Source organism: Bordetella tumulicola, assembly GCF_965138755.1.
Taxonomy (GTDB): Bacteria; Pseudomonadota; Gammaproteobacteria; order Burkholderiales; family Burkholderiaceae_B; genus Bordetella_A; species Bordetella_A tumulicola.
Genome location: NZ_CBCSFP010000003.1, coordinates 53,691 through 73,430 on the forward strand (window position 1 = coordinate 53,691; position 19,740 = coordinate 73,430).

Here is a 19,740-nt window from a genome sequence, read left to right on the forward strand (position 1 = left end):
ACATCCCCAGAATGGCATAGTGGCTCTCCTTGTCAGGCACTCCAGATTTCCGCTTCGAACAACTCGTCGTCGCGTTCTACAGCTCCCAAGCGTCGTTTGATCGACTCATCGTCGCATACCGCTCGGTGAAAGCGTGTTTTTTCCAACTTTACATCTGCAAAATCACAACGGTGCAACACTGCATAGGATAGATCGGAATAGCGCAGATCGGCACGCGCGAAATTACAACGCTCTATCACCGCTTTTCCGAAACTGCTCATATCGAGCCGTGTATCCGAGTAGTTGGTGTCCTGCACCCGCGCCCCATTCCACAGAGACTGACTGAACACAGCCCCCGTGAAGCTGGTGTCATTTATTTCCGTATTAATAAACAAATTACTGACGGCCTTCGCATAATCGAAGCGGCATTTTTGTAGCTTGGCGTCCGTGAAATTGCACATAGCCATGTCGCACTCCGAAAAATCGACCTCTTCCAGAACCGCCTCATTGAACTGCGCGCCCGAGATATCCTGCCCGGAAAAGTCATAACCCGACAGCTTGCAACCCGAAAACATCACCTCGCGGAGAATGGTCCCCTTGAGATTCAAACCATGCATATCGAGTTGAAAAAAAGAAGCCTTGGATAAATCCGCATCGCTAAAATCCGCACCCTCGAGTTGAGTCTCCATGAAGTCGGCAGCGGTCAGCACTTGCCCCTGCCATTTGGAATCTCGTGCGTCGCAGTCGACCAGTGCCAGATCGTCAGCAGAACAATTGCCAAATGTCGAGCCACGCATCATGCAATTAAGCAGCTTGAGGTCGCTGAGTTTGGCGTCCATGAATACGGCGCCCTCTAGTTCGCACTGATCGAATCGGCAGCCTGACAAATCGGCACCTGAGAAGCGGGCGCGCGGAAAACGACAATGAGAAAAAAAGCTGTCTTTTAAGTGAGTGCCGGCGAAACGTACGTCGGAAAAATCGGCACCCCGGAAAAGCATACCCTCCAGGTACTCGTCACCGAATGACTCACCCGCAACGTTCACCCCGATCAACGTGTCGAGCGAGGCTGTTTTGGCCAGTATGTCCGCTTTATTCATCGATGCCTCCTCAACTCAACGGTAGATTGCGCCGTTTTGGCACAGTACGTGTACGTTCGATATAGGCCTGATCGATGATGGTGGATGCATCCAGCAGCGTTTCAGACATGTCCGCCCTAAAGAGATTACACCGCGACAAATTGGTGCCAATAAACCTGGCTTTCTGGAAGCTGCCATTCATCAGGTTGCTGCCCGACAGATTAGCCTGGTCAAAATTGGTTCGCACAAAGGACGACAAAGGAGTCTGCACCCGATGCAGGCGGCAGGCTTCCAGGATCGCCAGAGAGAAATCGCACTGTTCGAGTATCGTGTCGACGAAATTAGCGTGCTCGAACCGCACCTCCCGAAACAGGCTTTGGACAAAATGACAGTCCGAAAACACCGGCTGAGCCAGGACCATGCCTTCGTCGAGCGTCAGTTTGGTTACCCGGCACTTCTGCATTTCCCAATGCACCAACTGAGTCTGATCAAAATCACAACTGGTCAGCGTGCAGTCGATCATGGTCACATCTTCGAAGAGTCCTGCATCGAGATCCATTTTCTCCAGCGTACACGTCTCGAAACGACAGTTGCGCAGTGTCATGCGCGTCATCTGAAGGTGGCGTACGTTCGTCTCCGTTAGTACGCAGGAGTCGAACGCCATATCCTCCGCATTGAAATCCTCCAGCGTCGCCTCGGCAAATCGGCAATCACGGAACACCACAGGCGTACGGGCAATGATGTTGCCAATATAGGCGCCAGCCAGACTGTTGCCGTCGAAACGCGCCTCGCTGATATTCGCCTGCTCCATTCTTGTGCGGTCCAGGCAGGCGCCCTGAAAATTCGCCCGCGCAAGCACCGTTTCCCTGAAAATTGCTCCCGCCAAGTTGCAACCCGATAGATCCGCTCCTTCCAGCCAGCATTCGGAAAAATCAGCGCCCTGCAAATCCATCCCGGACAAATCGGCCCCGGTGAGATTCATGCCGGATAGATTACGGCCTTTCTCATAGCGCGCCAGGATGCGTCGTCGCAAGACGACGGCGCGATGCTCATCCACTCGAGCCACACCGTCCTGAAACTGAACCGAATATAGGTACATCTTGTTGAGCGATTGACGTGCAAAATCATAAACTTCGCCCAGCGTGGATTGCCCAGCCTCAGGCGAACCTGCGGCGATGCCGCGCAACGTCCGACGCGTGTCCACCGACTTCATGTCAAGGCCTGTCAACAGAGCATTCGGCGGGCCGCTGCGTGCAATATGCGGGCGGCCGGACGAACTGCTCATGTCCGCCCGCTCGTACACACTGCGTCTGAGGGAGCGCTCGAACTCCGACTCCTCGGGAACACCCGCGGGCGGCTTTCCTGCCAGTACGTCCTGGCGCTCGCGTTCATGTTCGGCCAGCAGTTCTTCCAGCTCGTGATTATTACGCTCAACCATGGCGGGCAAGTCGGACAAATACATCGGCTTTATAGGTCCGACGAAGCTGCCAGTCGCGCCATCGGGGCCGCCCTCCATGTACTGTCGAATCTTCGCCAGCATGGCATGATCGTCGAGAGGCTGCGTTTCAAACCACGGACCCAGCAAATCGACGGGCAGCAAGTCCTCGTCCCGCAATGCCACGAGCGCCGCCGTTTCATGGTCGCAGCGGGTCTGAAAGGTTTTCAGGTAATGCGCTTGGTCGCGGGGCTCTCCGATGCGTTCCAGGCCTGCCATCAAGGCGGTCACATCGTAAGCGTCATCCTCCTCGATCGGTATAGATCCATGAAACAGCAGCACATAGCTGCAGCGATGAGGGAGGAACCATACGGTAGTCGGACGCATAGAGATTTCGTCCAACATGCCCTGATGGCTACGGCGCTCGATGAAAACACGCGCCTTTAGCGGCGGCAGCACGCCCGACCAACACTCGAGTTCGGGATGCATGTTCCATATCTCGAACGACTCATCCATGCGCAACGCATCGCGATCGTTCCATACCTGGTCGGGCGGAGCAGCATTGAACAAGGAGGGTTGCATATCATCAAAAAAACCGGTGCCTACCTCTTCTATCCACTTTTGATCGTAGGTCCCCATTTTCTCCGCACGATGTGGCCAGTCGATCCGTATCTGCCCGAAGTTCAATGGCCGTACCTGTTGCCCACGGTCATGGATGCGTTCTGTCGGTGACTCCAGATTGGGTAGACGTACCGCACGCAACCCGGGTTCGACTTCGATCTCTTCCAGACCGGTTCCTAGCGGATTGTCCGGATTGCTGGGCCCACCGAAGGAATTGCTCCAGGTCAACGGCATGCATTCAAATGGCATCGGCTCGGACATGGTGTTTCCGGTCCAATACCTATTACCGAGAACCAACCCATCTTTGCGTTTGTCGTCGACGCGCACGCTCACCATGCAGGACTTCTTTTCTTCCTGCTGATGCGTGTATGCATAGCCGCTCACCATGTACTCCGGATGCGGTTTGGGCATGACGAAATCCAGTATTTCGTCAGCATCGAGCTCGGGAAGTATCTCCTGCACGAGCGTAAGCTCGGGCATCAATCGGGGATGGCCTTCTTTTTGCTCAACCAAGGCGGCCACTGTCACCGCCAGATGGATCTCATTGCGCCACCGATAAGGCCTGGGCAACGCCATCAGGCGCAGCGGTTTGACTGTCTTCATCGCTGCTTGTTATCCGAATTTGAGTTTCTTGCACGCTTTCCAGAGTGCGATACCTGCCTGTTGAATTTTCTTTCGAGCATTCGCCCGTTGATCCTCGGTCACTTCAGTAGTCAGTAGCGTCACATAGAAATCGCCACCAAAACCAATCTCTTTGAGAGGGGCGATAGACGAGAGTTTCGCCCAAGTAAGCGACGTAGAAAGCAGTGCACCGCTGGCGCTACCCCCGACTGCCGTCAAGGGGAGCAACGCATACATTTCGTAGCCGCCGCTATAGATACCCACAGAATAGTCCGCAATACTTTCGTCGTGATCGGCCGTGGCCCGATAGTGCGCGCAATTGATCGTGAGCGCGCCAGATGTCGTTTGGATAAAACTGTTATCCACTGTCCACACGGAACCATTGTTTATGTGCCTGGTTTCTTTTCCCAGGTAGGTCTCCGTGACCAGCCCCTGAACCATGGCATTGAAATAGCCGAAGATTTCCAATCCAGAGGGACTCGGGTTATCGGCAACTGCGATCGATACCGCCGCGGCAGTTCCCGCCAGGGCCGCATCACGTGGCGACATGCCGGCCGCCAGCGCCTCTCGCGTCTTGTCCTCGGCGGCACTGCTGCTCGCCCCAGCCCTGGCAGCCTCTTCTCCCGCGATGGCAATAGCTTGGTCGGCGCGCTCCTGGTCGGACAGCGAAGCAGGCAATTTATCGACGCGCGACGCGGCGCCATTCGCAGCCACTCGCGGGTCCGCGACCGTATTACCCACCAGGTTCTGGGCCAGATTCTGCAAATCAACGCCCTGCTTGGTAATCTCACCGGTGTTCGGATCACGAATGGTGGGATTATTCGAGGCAATCTGCGCGGCCGTTTCGCTTGCCGCCGATGCTGTCATTCGATCGACTCCCGAATCCAGCAAAACATCCATGACGCTGCTCTGAATATTGCTCTCGTCGAGTGCGATGCCGCTCACCCGAGCCATGGCGTCAGCGGCGCTGGATCCAGGAATGGGAGTAAAACCAATGGTCGGAAGGTCAGACATGACGCATCGTCCTGAGGAAAGGTACGTGATAGCTCAAACGCCTCTGGCACAACCAGGAATGGCAAACAGAACGCATCATCACTTAATACGATGAGAAATGGCAGTAGTCATCAGCACCCCAAAAATCACCAGGTCCAGCACCGTCCAACGAATATCATTGGCAGACCCCTTGTTTTTCCACAGCACGAGATCGGAATCCAACCCGGCCAAATAAACGCGTCCCCCACTCCCTATGAACGATGCTCCGGACACGGCCTTGCTCAACGTACCGAATTTGTGGCGATAGTAGTACCCAGACACCGACGACAAGGCTGTCGAATAATACGTGCGTTCGTAGCGACCGATGGCATGACCACTATGGGTGCGCACATCCTCCCCCGTGCTTTTCGTTTTGATCGTATCGCAATCGACGAGGAAGTCATGGCCCCCCATGTTGTAGGTGGTCGTCGAAAAATTGGTATGTATCGCGCTGCCCTTAATGTCGACTTGCTCTGCATTATTGAAAGAGTAGTCCGTATTGCCATGCACGAGCATCGTCAAATAACCATAGATCGAAAACGAATCCGCCTGGGGAGTGGACTGGGCGAGCACCGCTGCCACGGCTTGAGCGGCGGCCATGTCGGGGCTGATACCTTGATCCAGGTATCCCTGAAATTTAGTATCAAATAGCGCAGAAGACGCAGTGTCCATGGCGCCAGCATCGGCAAGCGCCTGTTTCCCCTGGTCACGAGCGATTCCCGCTTTGTCGACCTCTCCACCACTTTGCTCGGCCGCCTGCCAGGCATTGCGCGTGTCCTGCATCACAGACTGGCCGGCTCTGGCAGGATCCGCCAGCGTCACGCCGACCAATTGCTCGGCCACCGCCTGCTCCTGTCCGGGACTGCGGCTGGCCAGCTCTCTGGCCGTTGCGGCCGATGCCGCGGCCGTCACCGGATCCCCCCCATGATTCATGATGCGAGCCTTGACCATCGCCTCTAATTCGGCGGGCGTGGGATTGGGATGATTGGCAAAATAGCCGCCGACTTCATCGACAGCTTGTGCCGCTTTAGAGCCGGGGCGGACGTACGGAATCTCACCACTCATCGATAGTCTCCCCTGGACAAAATCATCATGGCAGAATGATCAAGGCAATCACCGTCTTGATAAGACGGCTGTTGAATTTTTCCATGTACTTGTTCGGTACCGTCTCATGGGAGACGCCTTTGAACCCAATACGTCCGGCCCCCCAAGTATCCATGCGCAGTGCAGAGCCAACCCGCACGGTGCCATAGCTGGCATTGACGAGATTGAGATCGACCCCGACCCCTGTCAGGGTCAGATCCACTAAGGGATTCGTCGTCACGGTCGTCGTACCCAGAGAGACAGAGTAAACGCTCCGTGACGAACGTTTATGGTTATGAACGATGTTGGTTTCCGTCTCCGAAGCGAGGATCGCTACCGTTTCCGCCGTCAACTTGACGTCCTTGGCCGTGAGGTGAAAATCGCCTGCCGTATGGTTGTATTCCACCGCTCCCTTCGTCGTCTTGATTTGGCTGTTCTGCAAATCAAGAGTGACTTTGTCGTGCACGACGGCGGTCAGATTTTCATGAATGTCGATGCCAGCCGGCATCAAGGTACCGTCCTGCGTCGCATTGATAATCGCAGCCTGAGCCGGGGCGGCCAACTCGGGAGACATGCCCGCGTCGTTCATTGCAGAGGTCGTCTCCGATAGCATTTCGCGCTGAGCGGACGTCATCGGGGCATCGTGATTCTCCAGATACTTGTCGATCTCGCTTTTCCCAGGTGTGCCCTTGCTTCCCGCGGGGCGATATCCCAATAGCTCATCGCCGTTATCCTCTAGACTGGGAAGCTGGCTCTGGCCTTTCTGATAGGTCTGGGTCGCAGCGGATACCGCCGCTGCATCGGGATCCATCCCGGTCTTGAGCTGATTGCGGGCGAGTTCCGCAGCCTCTTGCTGCAAGACCGGATCATCGCCTGCGCCCGTCTTGGCGTGTCGAACAACGATTTCCTCGACGACTTCGGGGGATGCTGATCCGCCCAGATTATTGATCTCCTCATTGACAGCAGCAATGATATCCTCGGCCAGATTCGGCATATACAGTGACCCCTAAAGCCTCGGCTATCAGCCTACGTTGCCGAAAATCGTTTTTTTGAAATTACCGACCTGAACCGAACCGGACGCGCCCAGCAAAAAATGCCCAACGGCGCCAATGTTAGTCAGCGTCTGTACGCCCGTCTGCGTGTCAACCAATATGCCCGTGGTCGATTTGGTGACATCGCCAGTTGTGGTCTCCAGCACGGTGCCCTGGGTATCGGCGGAATAAGCCTTCCGGTTCACCGTGGTGGGCCCGTTAAGCGTGACGTTGGTCTCTTCGCAGATCTCTACCGTCAGTGTCTTCGCCTTGATGCTGTAATGCGCACCGATATCTACGCTGTAATTGCAGCCCACCGTATGATCATGGTTATTCACCACCTCATGACAATGATCCTTCTGCGCCCGCTGATGCACTAACTCAGCCCCCAGCGTGTCATCAAAAAGCATCTTATTGCACATCGTCGGATCACCATATACCGACTGACTACGGAAACCGCTCTGGTTAGCACCCGCAGGCAATTCCACCGGCGGCATATTATTCGCGTTATAAACGCGCCCCAGCACAATCGGCCTATCCGGGCATCCACCAATAAAATCAACGACAACCTCGTCATTAATCCGCGGTAATTGCAGCCCACCAAAACCACCCCCCGCCCACGGGCTCGACACGCGCACCCAGCACGAACTGCTTTCGTTTTTCTGGCCGTAGCGGTCCCAGTGGAATTGGATCTTGATGCGGCCGTATTTATCGGTCCAGAGCTCTTTGCCCGCCGGCCCGACGACACGGGCCGTTTGCGGTCCGTAGGTACGGGGAATCGGCGTAATGCGCGGTGCGCGATATTGGACGTTCGACGGCAATACCGAGAATGAGGCTTCGTAAAACTCCTCCAGGCCACCACCCGAGGAATAGCCGCCAACACTCATCCGATAGTTGACCATCACCACCAGGTATTCGCGGTTTTCCGCGTTACGGGGATGATTGCGCAGCGTAAACAAATGGCCCGCCGCCAGACCTCGAGCATTGCTCAGGCCCATGTTTTGTTCCTGGATGCTTTGCAGTTCTTCGAGACGGATACGGGCATATTGCTCGCCGTGCTGCGCTTCCTGAAAGCCACCCTGCCATTCGAACATTTCCAAATTACCGGGCTCCGAGCCGCCCTTGCGCCTGGACATGGCGTCCAGGCTGGCGCCCGGTTTGGTGAAGTCATAATCGACGGTTGCGTAACCATCCGGCGTGACCTGCGCCGAGATTTCCCACATGGAAACGTATTCTTCCTGAGGGGTCGCCGTGCGATCCGGACCGTAGTACGGAATCGTGTCGTAGCCCGGCATCGGGCTGTGCGAGGCGATATCATCCGTCAGAACCAGGGTGTGCTGGTCTTTTTCGTGCTTGAAGTAGTAGTAGATTCCTTCGTGCTCCATCAGGCGACTGATGAAGGCAAAGTCGGTTTCCTGATATTGAACGCAGTATTCCCACGAACGGTAGCTGCCCGTCAGCTTGATCTCAAACGGATAGCCGTATTCCCCAAGCACTTCTTTGATAATGTCGGGGACGTTCTTTTGCTGGAAAATCTTGTTATCCGACGTCTGCGTCAGATACCAGAGCCAGGGCTTTACCGTGGCCTTATAGATATAGTTGCGTGAAACGCTGTTTTCGCGGCCAACCATAACGCAACGGACCACTTGCCCGCTCAGATAGCGTGTCGCCGCCGACGTCGCCAGCTCCAGGCTCAACGGCTTGCCCAGCAATTGCTTCAAATCCAGGTTGAAGTTCTCCGCAAGCAGCTCGACGTCGAACTCGAATAGCTGTGACAAGCCCTCATAGCCCGCCATTTGCCTGAATTTCAGGCCGTCTACGGCAGTATGGGCAATGATGGGACGGGTCTGAAAGAAGCTAGGGATATCCACAAACAATCTCCGGGGGAGCTCGTCGACCGACTCAAGCATGCGGCTGTCGCTGAATGGTCGTCATGAAAATGACACGCTGACAAGGCAAAATAACCCTGTATAGGTCTCTTCGCAAACTACTCGAATACCCACGGGGCCTCAATGCGGTTTTCCCTGATAGCTATCGTGAATCTATAACTATCTGAAACGACGGGAAAACCCTTCCCTTACTCGCGATCCATCCCGAAGATGCGTTTTGTTACGATAAAGTGGGGACACGTTGCGCCGTAGGTACCTGTTACAGTGTGACCTCTGCTGTTTTTAGGGCGCCAAGACGGCGTCATGACTGTGCCTGCTCTTCCCCCCTCTTCCCGCCCATTTGTCGTTTTGGATGCCTGTGTATTGATGTCTGGCATTGTGCGGCGGCTCATGCTGCATCTGGCCGCGCGTGGCATCTACCAACCTGTCTGGAGCGAGCGCATTGGCGAGGAATGGCGTCGGAATGCGGGGCGACTATGGGCGATCCCGGTGGACGTGCTGGAGACGCAATGGGCAGAGATGAACGAACGCTTTCCGCATGCAGCGCAAGACGATCTGCAGGTCTACGAGAGCGGGTTACGTTACAGCGACCCCAAAGATTTTCACGTTATCGCGGCCGGTTTGGCGCGACGTGCCCGCTGTGGGCTGCAGCAGCCGCCCCAGGTACTGGTGGCCACCTGGAACCTGAAGGACTTTAACCGGTCGGAATTGCGTCGCCAGGGTCTGGATGTATTTAATCCGGACCGCCTCCTGTCGCAGTGGTGGCAAGAGGACGCGGATCTACTGCGTGAGTCGATTCGCGCGGTCCCGACCGACTATATCGCCCTGGGGCGAGACCCTGAACCCCTGGCAGCTACGCTGCATCGCGAGCGCCTGTACCGACTCAAGGCCCTGGTCGCTCGCGACGGGATATAACCGCCGCGGTTGCCTGCCCAGAGTCCAGGTAACGGACGTGGCATGGCCGTTCGTCCCGTTGCATCAGAGCAATCACTCAATGGTCATGATTACTCGCCGCAAAACCCGCCGCATTCAGGATGTCGATGACTTCCTGAATGTGCTCCGCACCGCGTGTCTGCAGGACAAAATCCACCTCGACGTTACGGACAGGTAGGGCCGTGAAAGCGCGCTGGTGATGCACTTCGGTAATGTTGGCTTGCGCATCCGCGATAAGCTTGGTGGCATGCGCCAGGGCGCCGGGCAAGTCGCGCAGATCGACCCGAATACGCGCCAGGCGGCCCGCCCGAACCATGCCTCGCTCGATCAACTCGCCCAGCATTAATGGGTCAATATTCCCCCCGGTCAGCACCAGGGCCACCCGCTTGCCGCGAAAACCTTGGTGCCCCTCTGCCTGGTCGCGCAGCAAGGCCGCCAACCCGGCAGCTCCCGCCCCTTCGACCACGGTTTTTTCGATCTCCAGTAGCACCACGATGGCGTGCTCGATGTCGCCCTCGCTCACTAACTCGACGCGATCGACCAGGCGCCGCGCGATTTCCTGCGTAAGCACGCCAGGCGATTTCACCGCAATGCCTTCGGCGATGGTGTAGTGGCCCGACGCCATCGAAGCGCCCTTCAGGGCCGCATACATGGACGGAAAGCGCTCGGTTTGTACGCCCACGATTTCAATATTGGGTTTAATGGCCCGCGCGGCAGTCGCAATGCCGCCAATCAGGCCGCCGCCACCAATCGCGATAACCATGGCATCCAGATCGGGCTGGTCTTCCAGCATTTCCAGCGCCAGCGTCCCCTGCCCGGCAATCACGGCGGGGTCGTCATAGGGATGAATCATGATGAGGCCACGCTCACGCACCAACTCGTAGCCTCGTGCCTGCGCGTCATCAAACGTGTCGCCGTGCAGTACAACCTCGGCTCCGAAGCGACGGGTATTGGCGACTTTGACGGTCGGTGTAAAGCGCGGCATCACAATGACGGCGGGTATCCCCATGCGCTGCGCGTGGTAGGCGACACCCTGGGCATGATTACCGGCCGACACAGCGATCACGCCCTTGAGGCGTTCTTCGGGAGTCAACGCCAGCATACGATTCAGCGCCCCGCGCTCTTTGAACGAGGCGGTGAATTGCAGGTTTTCGAATTTCAGCCAGATCTCTGCGCCCAGGATATCGGACAGCGTGCGCGAATGCGTGAAAGGCGTTTTAAGAACTTGCCCTTGCAGGCGGGCGCGGGCGGCTTGAATGGTGGCGAGATCGATCACGTGCGAATCCAGTAATAAGAGCGTCGCCACGTCCATGGACGGTAAAGGGACGCACATTCCGTGCCGACAATGACCGGGGCACCCTGGCAGTGTAAAACGTCAGCGTACGGGCAGGAAGTTAAAGAACAGCAAGCCCTGGGCGTAATTGATGCCGACGCGCCGGTTATTCTCGCCCAAGAGGTTGGCGATCAAATCGAGGCGGCCAATGATGGCGCCGAACTCGCGCTCGAAGCTGAGGTTCGTCGCAGTCGGCGAAATTTCGTTGGCCAATAGCAGAAGCTCGCCGGTATTGTCGCGACGCGACGCCAGCAGCCAGGCGGCAGCCTCAACATTGCGCGCGGCGTTGTAGATCCGTTGTCCGTGCAAAATATCCGAAACATAGAGACGAGTTTTACCGTTATGCGCGGCGATCACGGTGTCAGCCAGACCGTAAATAAAAGCCGCGACGCGATCGCGTGAGTAAGCGGGATCCAGGGAGACCGCCAAAATCTGGATGTCTTGTAATCCACTGAGGCCTGGTGGCGGCGTACGGGTTTCGATCATTTTGCGCACCCGGGCGACGGCAGCCTGTTGATCGGCAACGCCGGCCTTGCGCCATTCGCGGGGATTGCGGCGATAAAGTTTGTCGAGCAAGCTGTACAGGCTGCTCAGGTTGTCGCGGATCTCGAGGGTGACGGTGCGATTGAAGTCGGTCTGCGCGAACTGGTCCATGGACATGTCCTCGCTGCGCGGCCCCACCGCCTCTGGCTGACCGAAGGTGCAGCCGGTGCCCCACAGCAAACTCGCGCTGGCAACAATCCAGCCCGCCCATCGCGGGCACCTCATATCGGGTGATTTCCTGTACTGGCCATGCGGACTCCGTCGCGTCGCGGCAGGGTCACTGTGTCCCCGCGTCAATGCTGCGTTCCGCAATTTACCGTAATTCGGAACAAGAACGGCACCTTTCGGTGCCGTTTTTGCTCAAGAAACGCAAAGCTTATTCAGCTTGCGGCTCCGACGCAGGAGCGGCATCGGCAGCGGGCTGCTGCTGTTGCTCGATCCCGCCGATGGCTTTGATGGACAGACGCAGACGGCCCTTGTCATCGGCTTCGATGATTTTGACGCGAACCTGCTGGCCGACCTTGAGCACATCGTTGATGTTGGCGATGCGGTAGTTGGCGATCTCGGAGATGTGCAGCAAACCATCACGACCCGGCAACACCTGAACGATGGCGCCGAAGTCCAGCAGACGCAATACCGCGCCTTCGTAGACTTGGCCGACTTCGACATCCGCAGTCAGTTCGACAATACGACGCTGGGCTTCTTTAGCCTGAGTTTCGTCGACGCTGGCGATCACGATGGTGCCATCATCGGAAATGTCGATCTGCGTACCGGTTTCTTCGGTCAACGCACGGATGGTGGCGCCGCCCTTGCCGATCACGTCGCGGATCTTTTCGGGGTTGATCTTGATGGTCAACATGCGCGGAGCAAAGGCCGACAATTCGCCACGCGAACCGTCCAGTGCCTCGGTCATCTTGCTCAGGATATGCAGACGGCCTTCGCGGGCCTGGGCCAGCGCGACCTGCATGATTTCCTTGGTGATGCCCTGGATCTTGATGTCCATCTGCAGCGCGGTGATACCGTTTTGCGTACCGGCAACCTTGAAGTCCATGTCGCCCAGGTGATCTTCGTCGCCCAGGATATCGGTCAGGACGGCAAACTTGCCGTTGTCCAGGATCAAGCCCATGGCCACACCGGCCACGTGATCTTTCAGGGGCACACCGGCGTCCATCATGGCCAGCGAACCACCGCACACCGATGCCATCGACGACGAGCCGTTGGATTCGGTGATTTCGGAGACCAGACGAATGGTGTACTGGAACTCATCATGTGCGGGCAGCAGCGACACCAAGGCACGCTTGGCCAGACGGCCATGGCCGATCTCGCGGCGCTTGGGCACGCCGATACGGCCGGTTTCGCCAGTCGCAAAGGGAGGCATGTTGTAGTGCAGCATGAAGCGGTCACGGTACTCGCCCATGAGCGCGTCGATGATCTGCTCGTCTTGCTTGGTGCCCAGCGTGGCCACCACCAGCGCCTGCGTTTCACCACGGGTGAACAAGGCACTGCCGTGCGCGCGCGGCAATACGCCCAGGCGCACGCTGATGGGACGTACGGTGCGGGTATCGCGACCGTCGATACGGGGCTCGCCGTTCAGGATCTGGCCGCGCACGATGCCGGCTTCGATGTTGAACAGCAGGTTGTCGACTTCGACGGAGTCGGGCGCGGCCTGACCGGCGGCAGTTGCCTGCTCAGCCAGCTTGGCGTGCACATCGCTATACACCTGGCGCAATTGCGTCGTACGCGCTTGCTTTTCGCGAACTTGATAGGCAGCCACCAAACCGTCTTGGGCTGCCGCGCTCACCGCGGCGATCAAGGCTTCGTTCTTGGGAGCGGGTTGCCAATCCCAATCGGGCTTGCCGGCTTCGCGCACCAACTCATGGATAGCGTTGATGGCGGCCTGCAATTGCTCGTGACCGTACACCACGCCACCCAGCATGATGTCTTCGGACAGCTGCTTGGCCTCGGACTCGACCATCAGCACGGCGTTTTCGGTGCCGGCGACGACCAGATTCATCTTGGACGACGGCAGTTGCGCAGCGGTCGGGTTCAGCACGTACTGGTCATCGATATAACCAACACGAGCGGCGCCGATCGGGCCATTGAAGGGGATGCCCGAAATCGCCAAGGCGGCGGACGCGCCGATCATGGCGGGAATATCGGGATCGATGTCGGGGTTGACCGACACGGTGTGCAGCACGACTTGGACTTCGTTGTAGAAGTCTTCGGGGAACAGCGGACGCAACGGGCGATCGATCAGGCGCGAGGTCAGCGTTTCTTTTTCGGACGGTTTGCCTTCACGTTTGAAGAACCCACCGGGGATACGACCCGCGGCATAGGTTTTCTCGATGTAGTCGACCGTCAGAGGGAAGAACGTCTGACCGGGCTTGGCCTTCTTGGCTGCCACAACGGTAGCCAGCACAACGGTGTCGTCCACCGACACCAGCACTGCGCCAGAAGCTTGGCGCGCGATCTCGCCGGTTTCCAGTACGACCGTGTGTTGGCCGTATTGGAACGATTTAGTCACTTTATTGAACATGACGAGGATTCCTTACAAATGAAAAACCGTGGCCGCTGCGACCAACGCCGCAACGACCACGGTTGTGTCATGGGGTGCCAACCCCGTCGATCACTTGCGCAGACCGAGTTTTTCGATCAGGGCGCGATACGATTCGGGCTTGCGACCCTTGAGGTAGTCGAGCAGTTTGCGACGGCGGCTGACCATGCGCAGCAGACCGCGGCGCGAGTGGTGGTCCTTCATGTGTTCTTTGAAGTGACCAGTCAATTCATTGATACGGGCGGTCAGCAGAGCCACTTGAACTTCGGGGGAACCGGTATCGCCCTGGGCGCGTTGAAACTCGGCGACGATGTCGGCTTTTTTAATGTCAGCTACGGACATGGAATGACCTCTTTGGACTGGCGGCAGGGCCGAGGTGCCCTACCGTGGGGTTATTAACAATGCGGTTATCAGCAATACAAATTGCTACGTTCGATGTTAATTTGCCCAGCTATGCACGATAGCCGGGCAAATAACGAAGACGATTATAGCCGATTCGCTAGAATTGCCCTATTCGGCCGCTCAAGGTGTTGTCTGGCCGTCCTATTTTGGCTCCGGCCCCCACTCGGCCGCCGCCGCATTGGAGAACCGCCATGCCACGTCCCTCCTACCGCTTGGCAAGCCGCGTCGCCGCGTTGGCCGCCGTGGGCGCACTGTCGGCCTGTGCCAATTTCAACCAGTTGCCGCCGAATACCCCGCTGGCCGACGTGACCGCGCAATTTGGCCACCCCAATTTCGAGTGCACGCTGCCTGACGGCGTGCGTCGCGTCATTTGGACCCAGCAGCCCTCCGGGCAATACGCCTGGGGCGGCAATGTCAGCGCCGACGGGCGCGTAGATCAGGTCGTGCCGATCTTGACTGACGCGCATTTCGAGGTGCTGCGCACCGGCACCTGGACCAGCGACCGCATCCTCTGCGAATTCGGTCCACCGGCAGAAATCTCGGAAGTCGGCCTGCCCAGCGTACGCCAGGTCGTCTGGGCGTACCGCTACAAGCAGTCGCAGGTCTGGAACTCGCTGATGTACGTGTACCTGGGCCGCGATGGCAACGCGCTGACCCGGTTTCATCCGGGGCCGGATCCCATGTACGACGAGGAACTGCCCTGGCGCTAAGGCGGCGTGGGTCCAGCGACCTATCGGCGCCGGCCCATCAGCGCGCCCCCTTGATTCGGGCCGTCACTCGCTGTGCGAACGGCGCCCTTGTTGAAACCGTTTGGCGCGATTCCAGCGCCAGGCCATGACGACCCAGCCGGACAAGCCATACAGGACAAACAGGCCGAACAGCACCACGGGGGGATCGCTGGACACAAACACGAATACAGCGACGACCAGCAGGATTCCCCAAAACGGCACGCTACGGCCCAGGGCAAAGTTCTTCCCGCTGAAGAACGAGGCATTGGACACCATGCTGACGCCGGCATACATGGTCAAACCAAAGGCGACCCAGGCCATCACGCCGTCTTGTAAGGGGAGCTTGTTGTCAATGGCCAGCCAGACAAAGCCCGCCACCAGCGCAGCAGCGGCCGGACTGGGCAACCCCTGAAAATAGCGCTTGTCGACCACGCCAATATTGGTATTGAAGCGTGCCAGCCGCAGGGCCGCCCCGGCCACATAGACAAAAGCCGCCAGCCAGCCCCAGCGCCCCAGGTCATTAAGTACCCACTCATACATCACCAGCGCGGGTGCCACGCCAAACGACGTCATATCCGACAAAGAGTCATATTGCTCACCAAACGCCGACTGCGTATTGGTCAGCCGGGCGACGCGACCATCCATGCCATCCAGCACCATGGCGACGAAAATGGCGATCGCGGCCGTCTCAAACTGATTGTTCATTGCCTGCACGACCGCATAGAACCCGGCAAACAAAGCCGCGGTCGTGAAGGCATTAGGCAACAAATAGATGCTGCGATGACGGTTTTCAGGGTCGCGCATAGAAAAATTGGACATATTTACAGAAAATGGCAACGAATAGCTGAGAGGTTAACTCATCCCGCGGGGCTTGAGTCGTGCGCAGGAGACAAAACAAATGCGGCATCCCCGCGAGGAGATGCCGCAACACAGCGCATCGGCCCACCCTCCCGGGCGAGCCGTGTGCAAAAGCACGATTAGTTCTTGGACTTGTCGACCAGCTTGTTAGCGGCGATCCAGGGCATCATCGCGCGCAGTTTGCCACCGACTTGTTCGATTTGCGATTCGGCGTTGATACGGCGACGCGAGGTCAGCGTGGGGGCGCCGGCCGCGTTTTCCAGGATGAACTTCTTGGCGTATTCGCCGGTCTGGATGTCGATCAGCGCTTGGCGCATGGCTTGGCGCGTTTGCTCGGTGACGATCTTGGGGCCGGTCTCGTATTCGCCGAATTCGGCGTTGTTCGAGATCGAGTAGTTCATGTTGGCAATACCGCCCTCGTAGATCAGGTCCACGATCAGCTTCAGTTCATGCAAGCACTCGAAATAGGCCATTTCGGGCGCGTAGCCCGCCTCGACCAGCGTGTCAAAGCCCGCCTTGATCAACTCGACGGTACCGCCGCACAGCACGGCCTGTTCGCCGAACAGATCGGTTTCGGTTTCTTCGCGGAAGTTGGTTTCGATGATGCCGGCACGGCCGCCGCCGTTGGCGCTGGCATACGACAGGGCGACGTCACGGGCGGAACCGGACTTGTCCTGGTAAACGGCGATCAGGTGAGGTACGCCGCCGCCTTGCGCGTAGGTCGAACGCACGGTGTGGCCGGGGGCCTTGGGAGCGATCATGATGACGTCGATGTCATCACGCGGCACGACTTGGCCATAGTGCACGTTAAAACCGTGGGCAAAAGCCAAAGCGGCGCCGGCCTTGATGTTGGCATGCACTTCGTTGCGGTACACCGAGGCAATGTTCTCGTCGGGCAACAACATCATGACGACGTCGGCGGCCTTGACGGCCTCGGCGACTTCTTTGACTTCGAGGCCGGCGTTGGCGGCCTTGTTCCACGAAGCGCCATCCTTGCGCAGGCCCACCACGACCTTGACACCCGAATCATTCAGGTTCAGCGCATGAGCGTGGCCCTGCGAGCCGTAGCCGATGATGGCAACGGTTTTGCCTTTAACGAGGGAGAGGTCGCAGTCTTTGTCGTAGAAAACTTTCATGTTGTACTCCGGATATATTTGAATTCAGGTTAATGCAGGGATAAGGGCAGATGGGACACCGGCCCCATCAGATTTTCAGGATCCGTTCGCCGCGCCCGATACCGGACACGCCGGTGCGCACGGTTTCAAGAATGGCACTGCGATCCAGCGCGTCGATGAATGCCTGCACCTTGTCCTGCGTGCCGGTCAGTTCAATGGTGTAGGTCTTGTCGGTCACGTCGATGATGCTGCCGCGGAAGATATCGGCCATGCGCTTCATTTCTTCGCGCTCTTTGCCGACGGCCCGCACCTTGATCAACATCAACTCGCGCTCGACGTGCGCACCCTCGGTCAGGTCGACGACCTTGACCACATCGACCAGGCGATTCAGGTGCTTGGTGATCTGTTCGATCACTTCGTCCGAGCCAACCGTCACCACGGTCAGGCGCGACAACGTCGCGTCTTCGGTGGGGGCCACGGTCAGCGTTTCGATGTTATAGCCTCGTGCCGAAAACAAGCCGACCACGCGCGACAGCGCGCCGGGTTCGTTTTCCATGAGCACGGAAATCACATGTTTCATGACCGCCTCCTTACAGGTCTTCGGAACCGAGCAGCATCTCGGTCAGCCCGCGACCAGCCTTCACCATGGGCCACACGTTTTCGGTGCGGTCAGTGATGAAGTCCAGAAAAACCAGGCGATCCTTGTGCTTCTTGAATGCTTCGCGCAATGCGGGCTCGACATCGGCCGGACGCTCGATGCGCAAGCCGACGTGACCGTAGGCCTCGGCGACTTTCACAAAATCGGGCAGAGAATCCATGTACGACTCGGAATAGCGCGAGCCGTAATCGATCTGTTGCCACTGCCGGACCATGCCGAGAAAACGGTTGTTCAGGCAAACGATCTTGGGCGTCAGGTGATACTGCTGGCAGGTCGAGAGCTCCTGGATGTTCATCTGGATCGAGGCTTCGCCGGTAATGACGGCGATTTCCGCCCCCGGGTTCGCCATCTGCACGCCCATGGCGTACGGCAACCCCACGCCCATGGTGCCCAGGCCACCGGAATTGATCCAGCGACGCGGCTTGTCGAACTTGTAATACTGCGCGGCCCACATCTGGTGCTGACCCACGTCCGAGGTTACAAAGGCGTCGCCGCCGGTGACTTCCCAGAGTTTTTCCACCACATACTGCGGCTTGATCACTTCGTCGGAGCCGGCGTACTTCAGGCATTCCTTGCCGCGCCAGGTCTCGATCTGTTGCCACCATTTGTCCAGCGAAGCCGGCTTGGCGTCAGCCCGGGCGGCGTCGTATTGCGCCAAGAGCTCGATCAGCACGTCTTTGACGTTGCCCACGATAGGCACGTCGACGCGCACGCGCTTGGAAATCGAGGACGGGTCGATATCGATGTGAATGATCTTGCGAGCGTTCTGGGCGAAATGTCGCGGGTTACCGATAACACGATCGTCAAAACGCGCGCCCACGGCCAGCAAGACGTCACAGTGCTGCATGGCCATGTTGGCCTCGTAGGTCCCGTGCATGCCCGGCATGCCGACAAATTGTCGGCTGCTGGCTTGCAGCGCGCCCAGGCCCATCAGCGTGTTGGTGCAAGGGGCGCCCAATTGCTCGGTCACACGTCGCAGCTCGTCCGATGCGTTGGACAGAATAACCCCACCACCGGCGTAGATCATGGGCCGCTCGGCGGCCAGCAGCATCTGCACGGCCTTTTTGATCTGGCCCTGGTGCCCCTTGTTGACCGGCGCGTACGAACGCATGCTGATCTCGCCCTTGGGCGGAGCATATTTGCATGGCTGCAGGCTGATGTCTTTGGGGATATCGACCAGCACGGGTCCGGGCCGCCCGGTACGGGCAATATAAAAGGCGCGGCGCATCGTATCGGCCAAGTCTTTTACGTCGCGCACCAGGAAATTGTGCTTGACGCACGGACGGGTGATGCCAACGGTGTCGCATTCCTGGAACGCGTCTTCGCCGATCGCCGCAGTGGGGACTTGCCCACTGATGATGACCATCGGAATCGAGTCCATGTAGGCCGTGGCGATACCGGTGACGGCGTTAGTCACGCCCGGGCCGCTGGTCACGAGACATACCCCGACCTTTTGCGACGCGCGCGAATAGGCATCGGCGGCGTGCACGGCGGCTTGCTCGTGACGCACCAGGATATGCTGAAACTTGTCTTGCTTGAAAATTGCGTCGTAAATGTACAGCACGGCGCCGCCGGGATAGCCGAAAACGTGTTCCACGCCTTCTTCGGCCAGGCAGCGCACGAGAATGTCGGCGCCTATGGTTTCCATGTTGTATTCCTTTCAGTACCGGCCCTGTTTTCCTGACTGTTGCACGCCCTGATACGGCAGCAACCGAACTGGCGCCAACGTCGACAACATGATCTGGCGCTTTGAGATTCACGGAACCTCGCCACCCAGACACCCTGCCGACCCGGCACGCGTTCGTCGGGAACGCAGCGCAAACGTCCCTGGGGGACGCTGGAGGTCGAA

Annotated in this window: 16 protein-coding genes; 2 read left to right on the forward strand and 14 right to left on the reverse strand. The window is 58.1% G+C overall.

The genetic code is table 11. The features are described 5' to 3' along the window. Positions 1–32 precede the first annotated feature (32 nt). The 6 genes from ACNAZS_RS10515 to ACNAZS_RS10540 form a co-directional block, all read right to left on the reverse strand. Positions 33–1,076, reverse strand: a complete 1,044-nt coding sequence (locus ACNAZS_RS10515) for a pentapeptide repeat-containing protein (protein WP_415789009.1) — start codon at positions 1,074–1,076, stop codon at positions 33–35. Between the two features lie 10 nt (positions 1,077–1,086). Beyond that, positions 1,087–3,714 carry a DUF2169 domain-containing protein gene (locus ACNAZS_RS10520; RefSeq protein ID WP_415789011.1) on the reverse strand — a complete coding sequence of 876 codons (2,628 nt, stop codon included), beginning with the start codon at positions 3,712–3,714 and terminating at the stop codon, positions 1,087–1,089. 9 nt (positions 3,715–3,723) lie between these two features. Next, on the reverse strand, positions 3,724–4,746 hold the full coding sequence (locus ACNAZS_RS10525; protein ID WP_415789012.1) for a hypothetical protein: 1,023 nt from the start codon (positions 4,744–4,746) through the stop codon (positions 3,724–3,726). Between the two features lie 78 nt (positions 4,747–4,824). Further along, the gene (locus tag ACNAZS_RS10530; RefSeq protein ID WP_415789015.1) at positions 4,825–5,829 is read right to left on the reverse strand and encodes a hypothetical protein; all 1,005 of its coding nucleotides are present in this window, start codon (positions 5,827–5,829) and stop codon (positions 4,825–4,827) included. A gap of 25 nt (positions 5,830–5,854) precedes the next feature. Next, positions 5,855–6,841: a hypothetical protein gene (locus ACNAZS_RS10535; protein ID WP_415789017.1), complete on the reverse strand. Its 987-nt coding sequence runs from the start codon at positions 6,839–6,841 to the stop codon at positions 5,855–5,857. Positions 6,842–6,868: 27 nt separating this feature from the next. Further along, a complete protein-coding gene (locus ACNAZS_RS10540; RefSeq protein WP_415789019.1) occupies positions 6,869–8,749 on the reverse strand; it encodes a type VI secretion system Vgr family protein in 1,881 nt (626 codons plus the stop codon). A gap of 384 nt (positions 8,750–9,133) precedes the next feature. On the opposite strand from ACNAZS_RS10540, the gene ACNAZS_RS10545 reads away from it, so the two are divergent. Next, positions 9,134–9,682 carry a PIN domain-containing protein gene (locus ACNAZS_RS10545; protein ID WP_415789630.1) on the forward strand — a complete coding sequence of 183 codons (549 nt, stop codon included), beginning with the start codon at positions 9,134–9,136 and terminating at the stop codon, positions 9,680–9,682. Between the two features lie 76 nt (positions 9,683–9,758). Here ACNAZS_RS10545 and ACNAZS_RS10550 read toward each other — a convergent pair whose 3' ends face one another. The 4 genes from ACNAZS_RS10550 to rpsO all read right to left on the reverse strand — a co-directional run bounded on the left by ACNAZS_RS10550 (position 9,759) and on the right by rpsO (position 14,472). After that, entirely contained in the window at positions 9,759–10,976 is a 1,218-nt protein-coding gene (locus tag ACNAZS_RS10550) for a threonine ammonia-lyase (protein ID WP_415789632.1), read from the reverse strand. Between the two features lie 99 nt (positions 10,977–11,075). Further along, a complete protein-coding gene (locus tag ACNAZS_RS10555) occupies positions 11,076–11,801 on the reverse strand; it encodes a hypothetical protein (RefSeq protein WP_415789021.1) in 726 nt (241 codons plus the stop codon). 151 nt (positions 11,802–11,952) lie between these two features. Further along, on the reverse strand, positions 11,953–14,112 hold the full coding sequence (gene pnp, locus ACNAZS_RS10560) for a polyribonucleotide nucleotidyltransferase (protein WP_415789022.1): 2,160 nt from the start codon (positions 14,110–14,112) through the stop codon (positions 11,953–11,955). A 90-nt stretch (positions 14,113–14,202) separates the two neighbouring features. Then, the gene (rpsO, locus tag ACNAZS_RS10565) at positions 14,203–14,472 is read right to left on the reverse strand and encodes a 30S ribosomal protein S15 (protein WP_415789024.1); all 270 of its coding nucleotides are present in this window, start codon (positions 14,470–14,472) and stop codon (positions 14,203–14,205) included. A 251-nt stretch (positions 14,473–14,723) separates the two neighbouring features. On the opposite strand from rpsO, the gene ACNAZS_RS10570 reads away from it, so the two are divergent. Next, on the forward strand, positions 14,724–15,242 hold the full coding sequence (locus tag ACNAZS_RS10570) for a ParB N-terminal domain-containing protein (RefSeq protein WP_415789026.1): 519 nt from the start codon (positions 14,724–14,726) through the stop codon (positions 15,240–15,242). Positions 15,243–15,305: 63 nt separating this feature from the next. Here the strand turns inward: ACNAZS_RS10570 and pssA are convergent, their stop codons facing one another. From pssA to ACNAZS_RS10590, 4 genes are all read right to left on the reverse strand, one after another. Further along, positions 15,306–16,079 carry a CDP-diacylglycerol--serine O-phosphatidyltransferase gene (gene pssA / locus ACNAZS_RS10575; protein ID WP_415789028.1) on the reverse strand — a complete coding sequence of 258 codons (774 nt, stop codon included), beginning with the start codon at positions 16,077–16,079 and terminating at the stop codon, positions 15,306–15,308. Between the two features lie 158 nt (positions 16,080–16,237). Then, positions 16,238–17,254: a ketol-acid reductoisomerase gene (gene ilvC, locus ACNAZS_RS10580; RefSeq protein WP_415789030.1), complete on the reverse strand. Its 1,017-nt coding sequence runs from the start codon at positions 17,252–17,254 to the stop codon at positions 16,238–16,240. Between the two features lie 67 nt (positions 17,255–17,321). Further along, positions 17,322–17,813 carry an acetolactate synthase small subunit gene (gene ilvN / locus ACNAZS_RS10585; RefSeq protein WP_415789032.1) on the reverse strand — a complete coding sequence of 164 codons (492 nt, stop codon included), beginning with the start codon at positions 17,811–17,813 and terminating at the stop codon, positions 17,322–17,324. Positions 17,814–17,823: 10 nt separating this feature from the next. Beyond that, complete coding sequence (locus ACNAZS_RS10590; protein ID WP_415789034.1) at positions 17,824–19,539, reverse strand: acetolactate synthase 3 catalytic subunit; 1,716 nt, start codon at positions 19,537–19,539, stop codon at positions 17,824–17,826. Positions 19,540–19,740 lie beyond the last annotated feature (201 nt).

Excerpts from the sequence above, each read along its gene's own strand:
- ACNAZS_RS10520 (WP_415789011.1), bottom strand. The coding sequence starts at position 3,714 with ATGAAGACAGTCAAACCGCTGCGCCTGATGGCGTTGCCCAGGCCTTAT.
- pssA (WP_415789028.1), bottom strand. The coding sequence starts at position 16,079 with ATGTCCAATTTTTCTATGCGCGACCCTGAAAACCGTCATCGCAGCATC.
- ACNAZS_RS10525 (WP_415789012.1), bottom strand. The coding sequence starts at position 4,746 with ATGTCTGACCTTCCGACCATTGGTTTTACTCCCATTCCTGGATCCAGC.
- ACNAZS_RS10535 (WP_415789017.1), bottom strand. The coding sequence starts at position 6,841 with ATGCCGAATCTGGCCGAGGATATCATTGCTGCTGTCAATGAGGAGATC.
- ACNAZS_RS10515 (WP_415789009.1), bottom strand. The coding sequence starts at position 1,076 with ATGAATAAAGCGGACATACTGGCCAAAACAGCCTCGCTCGACACGTTG.
- ilvN (WP_415789032.1), bottom strand. The coding sequence starts at position 17,813 with ATGAAACATGTGATTTCCGTGCTCATGGAAAACGAACCCGGCGCGCTG.
- ACNAZS_RS10590 (WP_415789034.1), bottom strand. The coding sequence starts at position 19,539 with ATGGAAACCATAGGCGCCGACATTCTCGTGCGCTGCCTGGCCGAAGAA.
- ACNAZS_RS10545 (WP_415789630.1), top strand. The coding sequence starts at position 9,134 with ATGTCTGGCATTGTGCGGCGGCTCATGCTGCATCTGGCCGCGCGTGGC.
- ACNAZS_RS10530 (WP_415789015.1), bottom strand. The coding sequence starts at position 5,829 with ATGAGTGGTGAGATTCCGTACGTCCGCCCCGGCTCTAAAGCGGCACAA.
- ACNAZS_RS10555 (WP_415789021.1), bottom strand. The coding sequence starts at position 11,801 with ATGAGGTGCCCGCGATGGGCGGGCTGGATTGTTGCCAGCGCGAGTTTG.
- ilvC (WP_415789030.1), bottom strand. The coding sequence starts at position 17,254 with ATGAAAGTTTTCTACGACAAAGACTGCGACCTCTCCCTCGTTAAAGGC.
- pnp (WP_415789022.1), bottom strand. The coding sequence starts at position 14,112 with ATGTTCAATAAAGTGACTAAATCGTTCCAATACGGCCAACACACGGTC.
- ACNAZS_RS10570 (WP_415789026.1), top strand. The coding sequence starts at position 14,724 with ATGCCACGTCCCTCCTACCGCTTGGCAAGCCGCGTCGCCGCGTTGGCC.
- rpsO (WP_415789024.1), bottom strand. The coding sequence starts at position 14,472 with ATGTCCGTAGCTGACATTAAAAAAGCCGACATCGTCGCCGAGTTTCAA.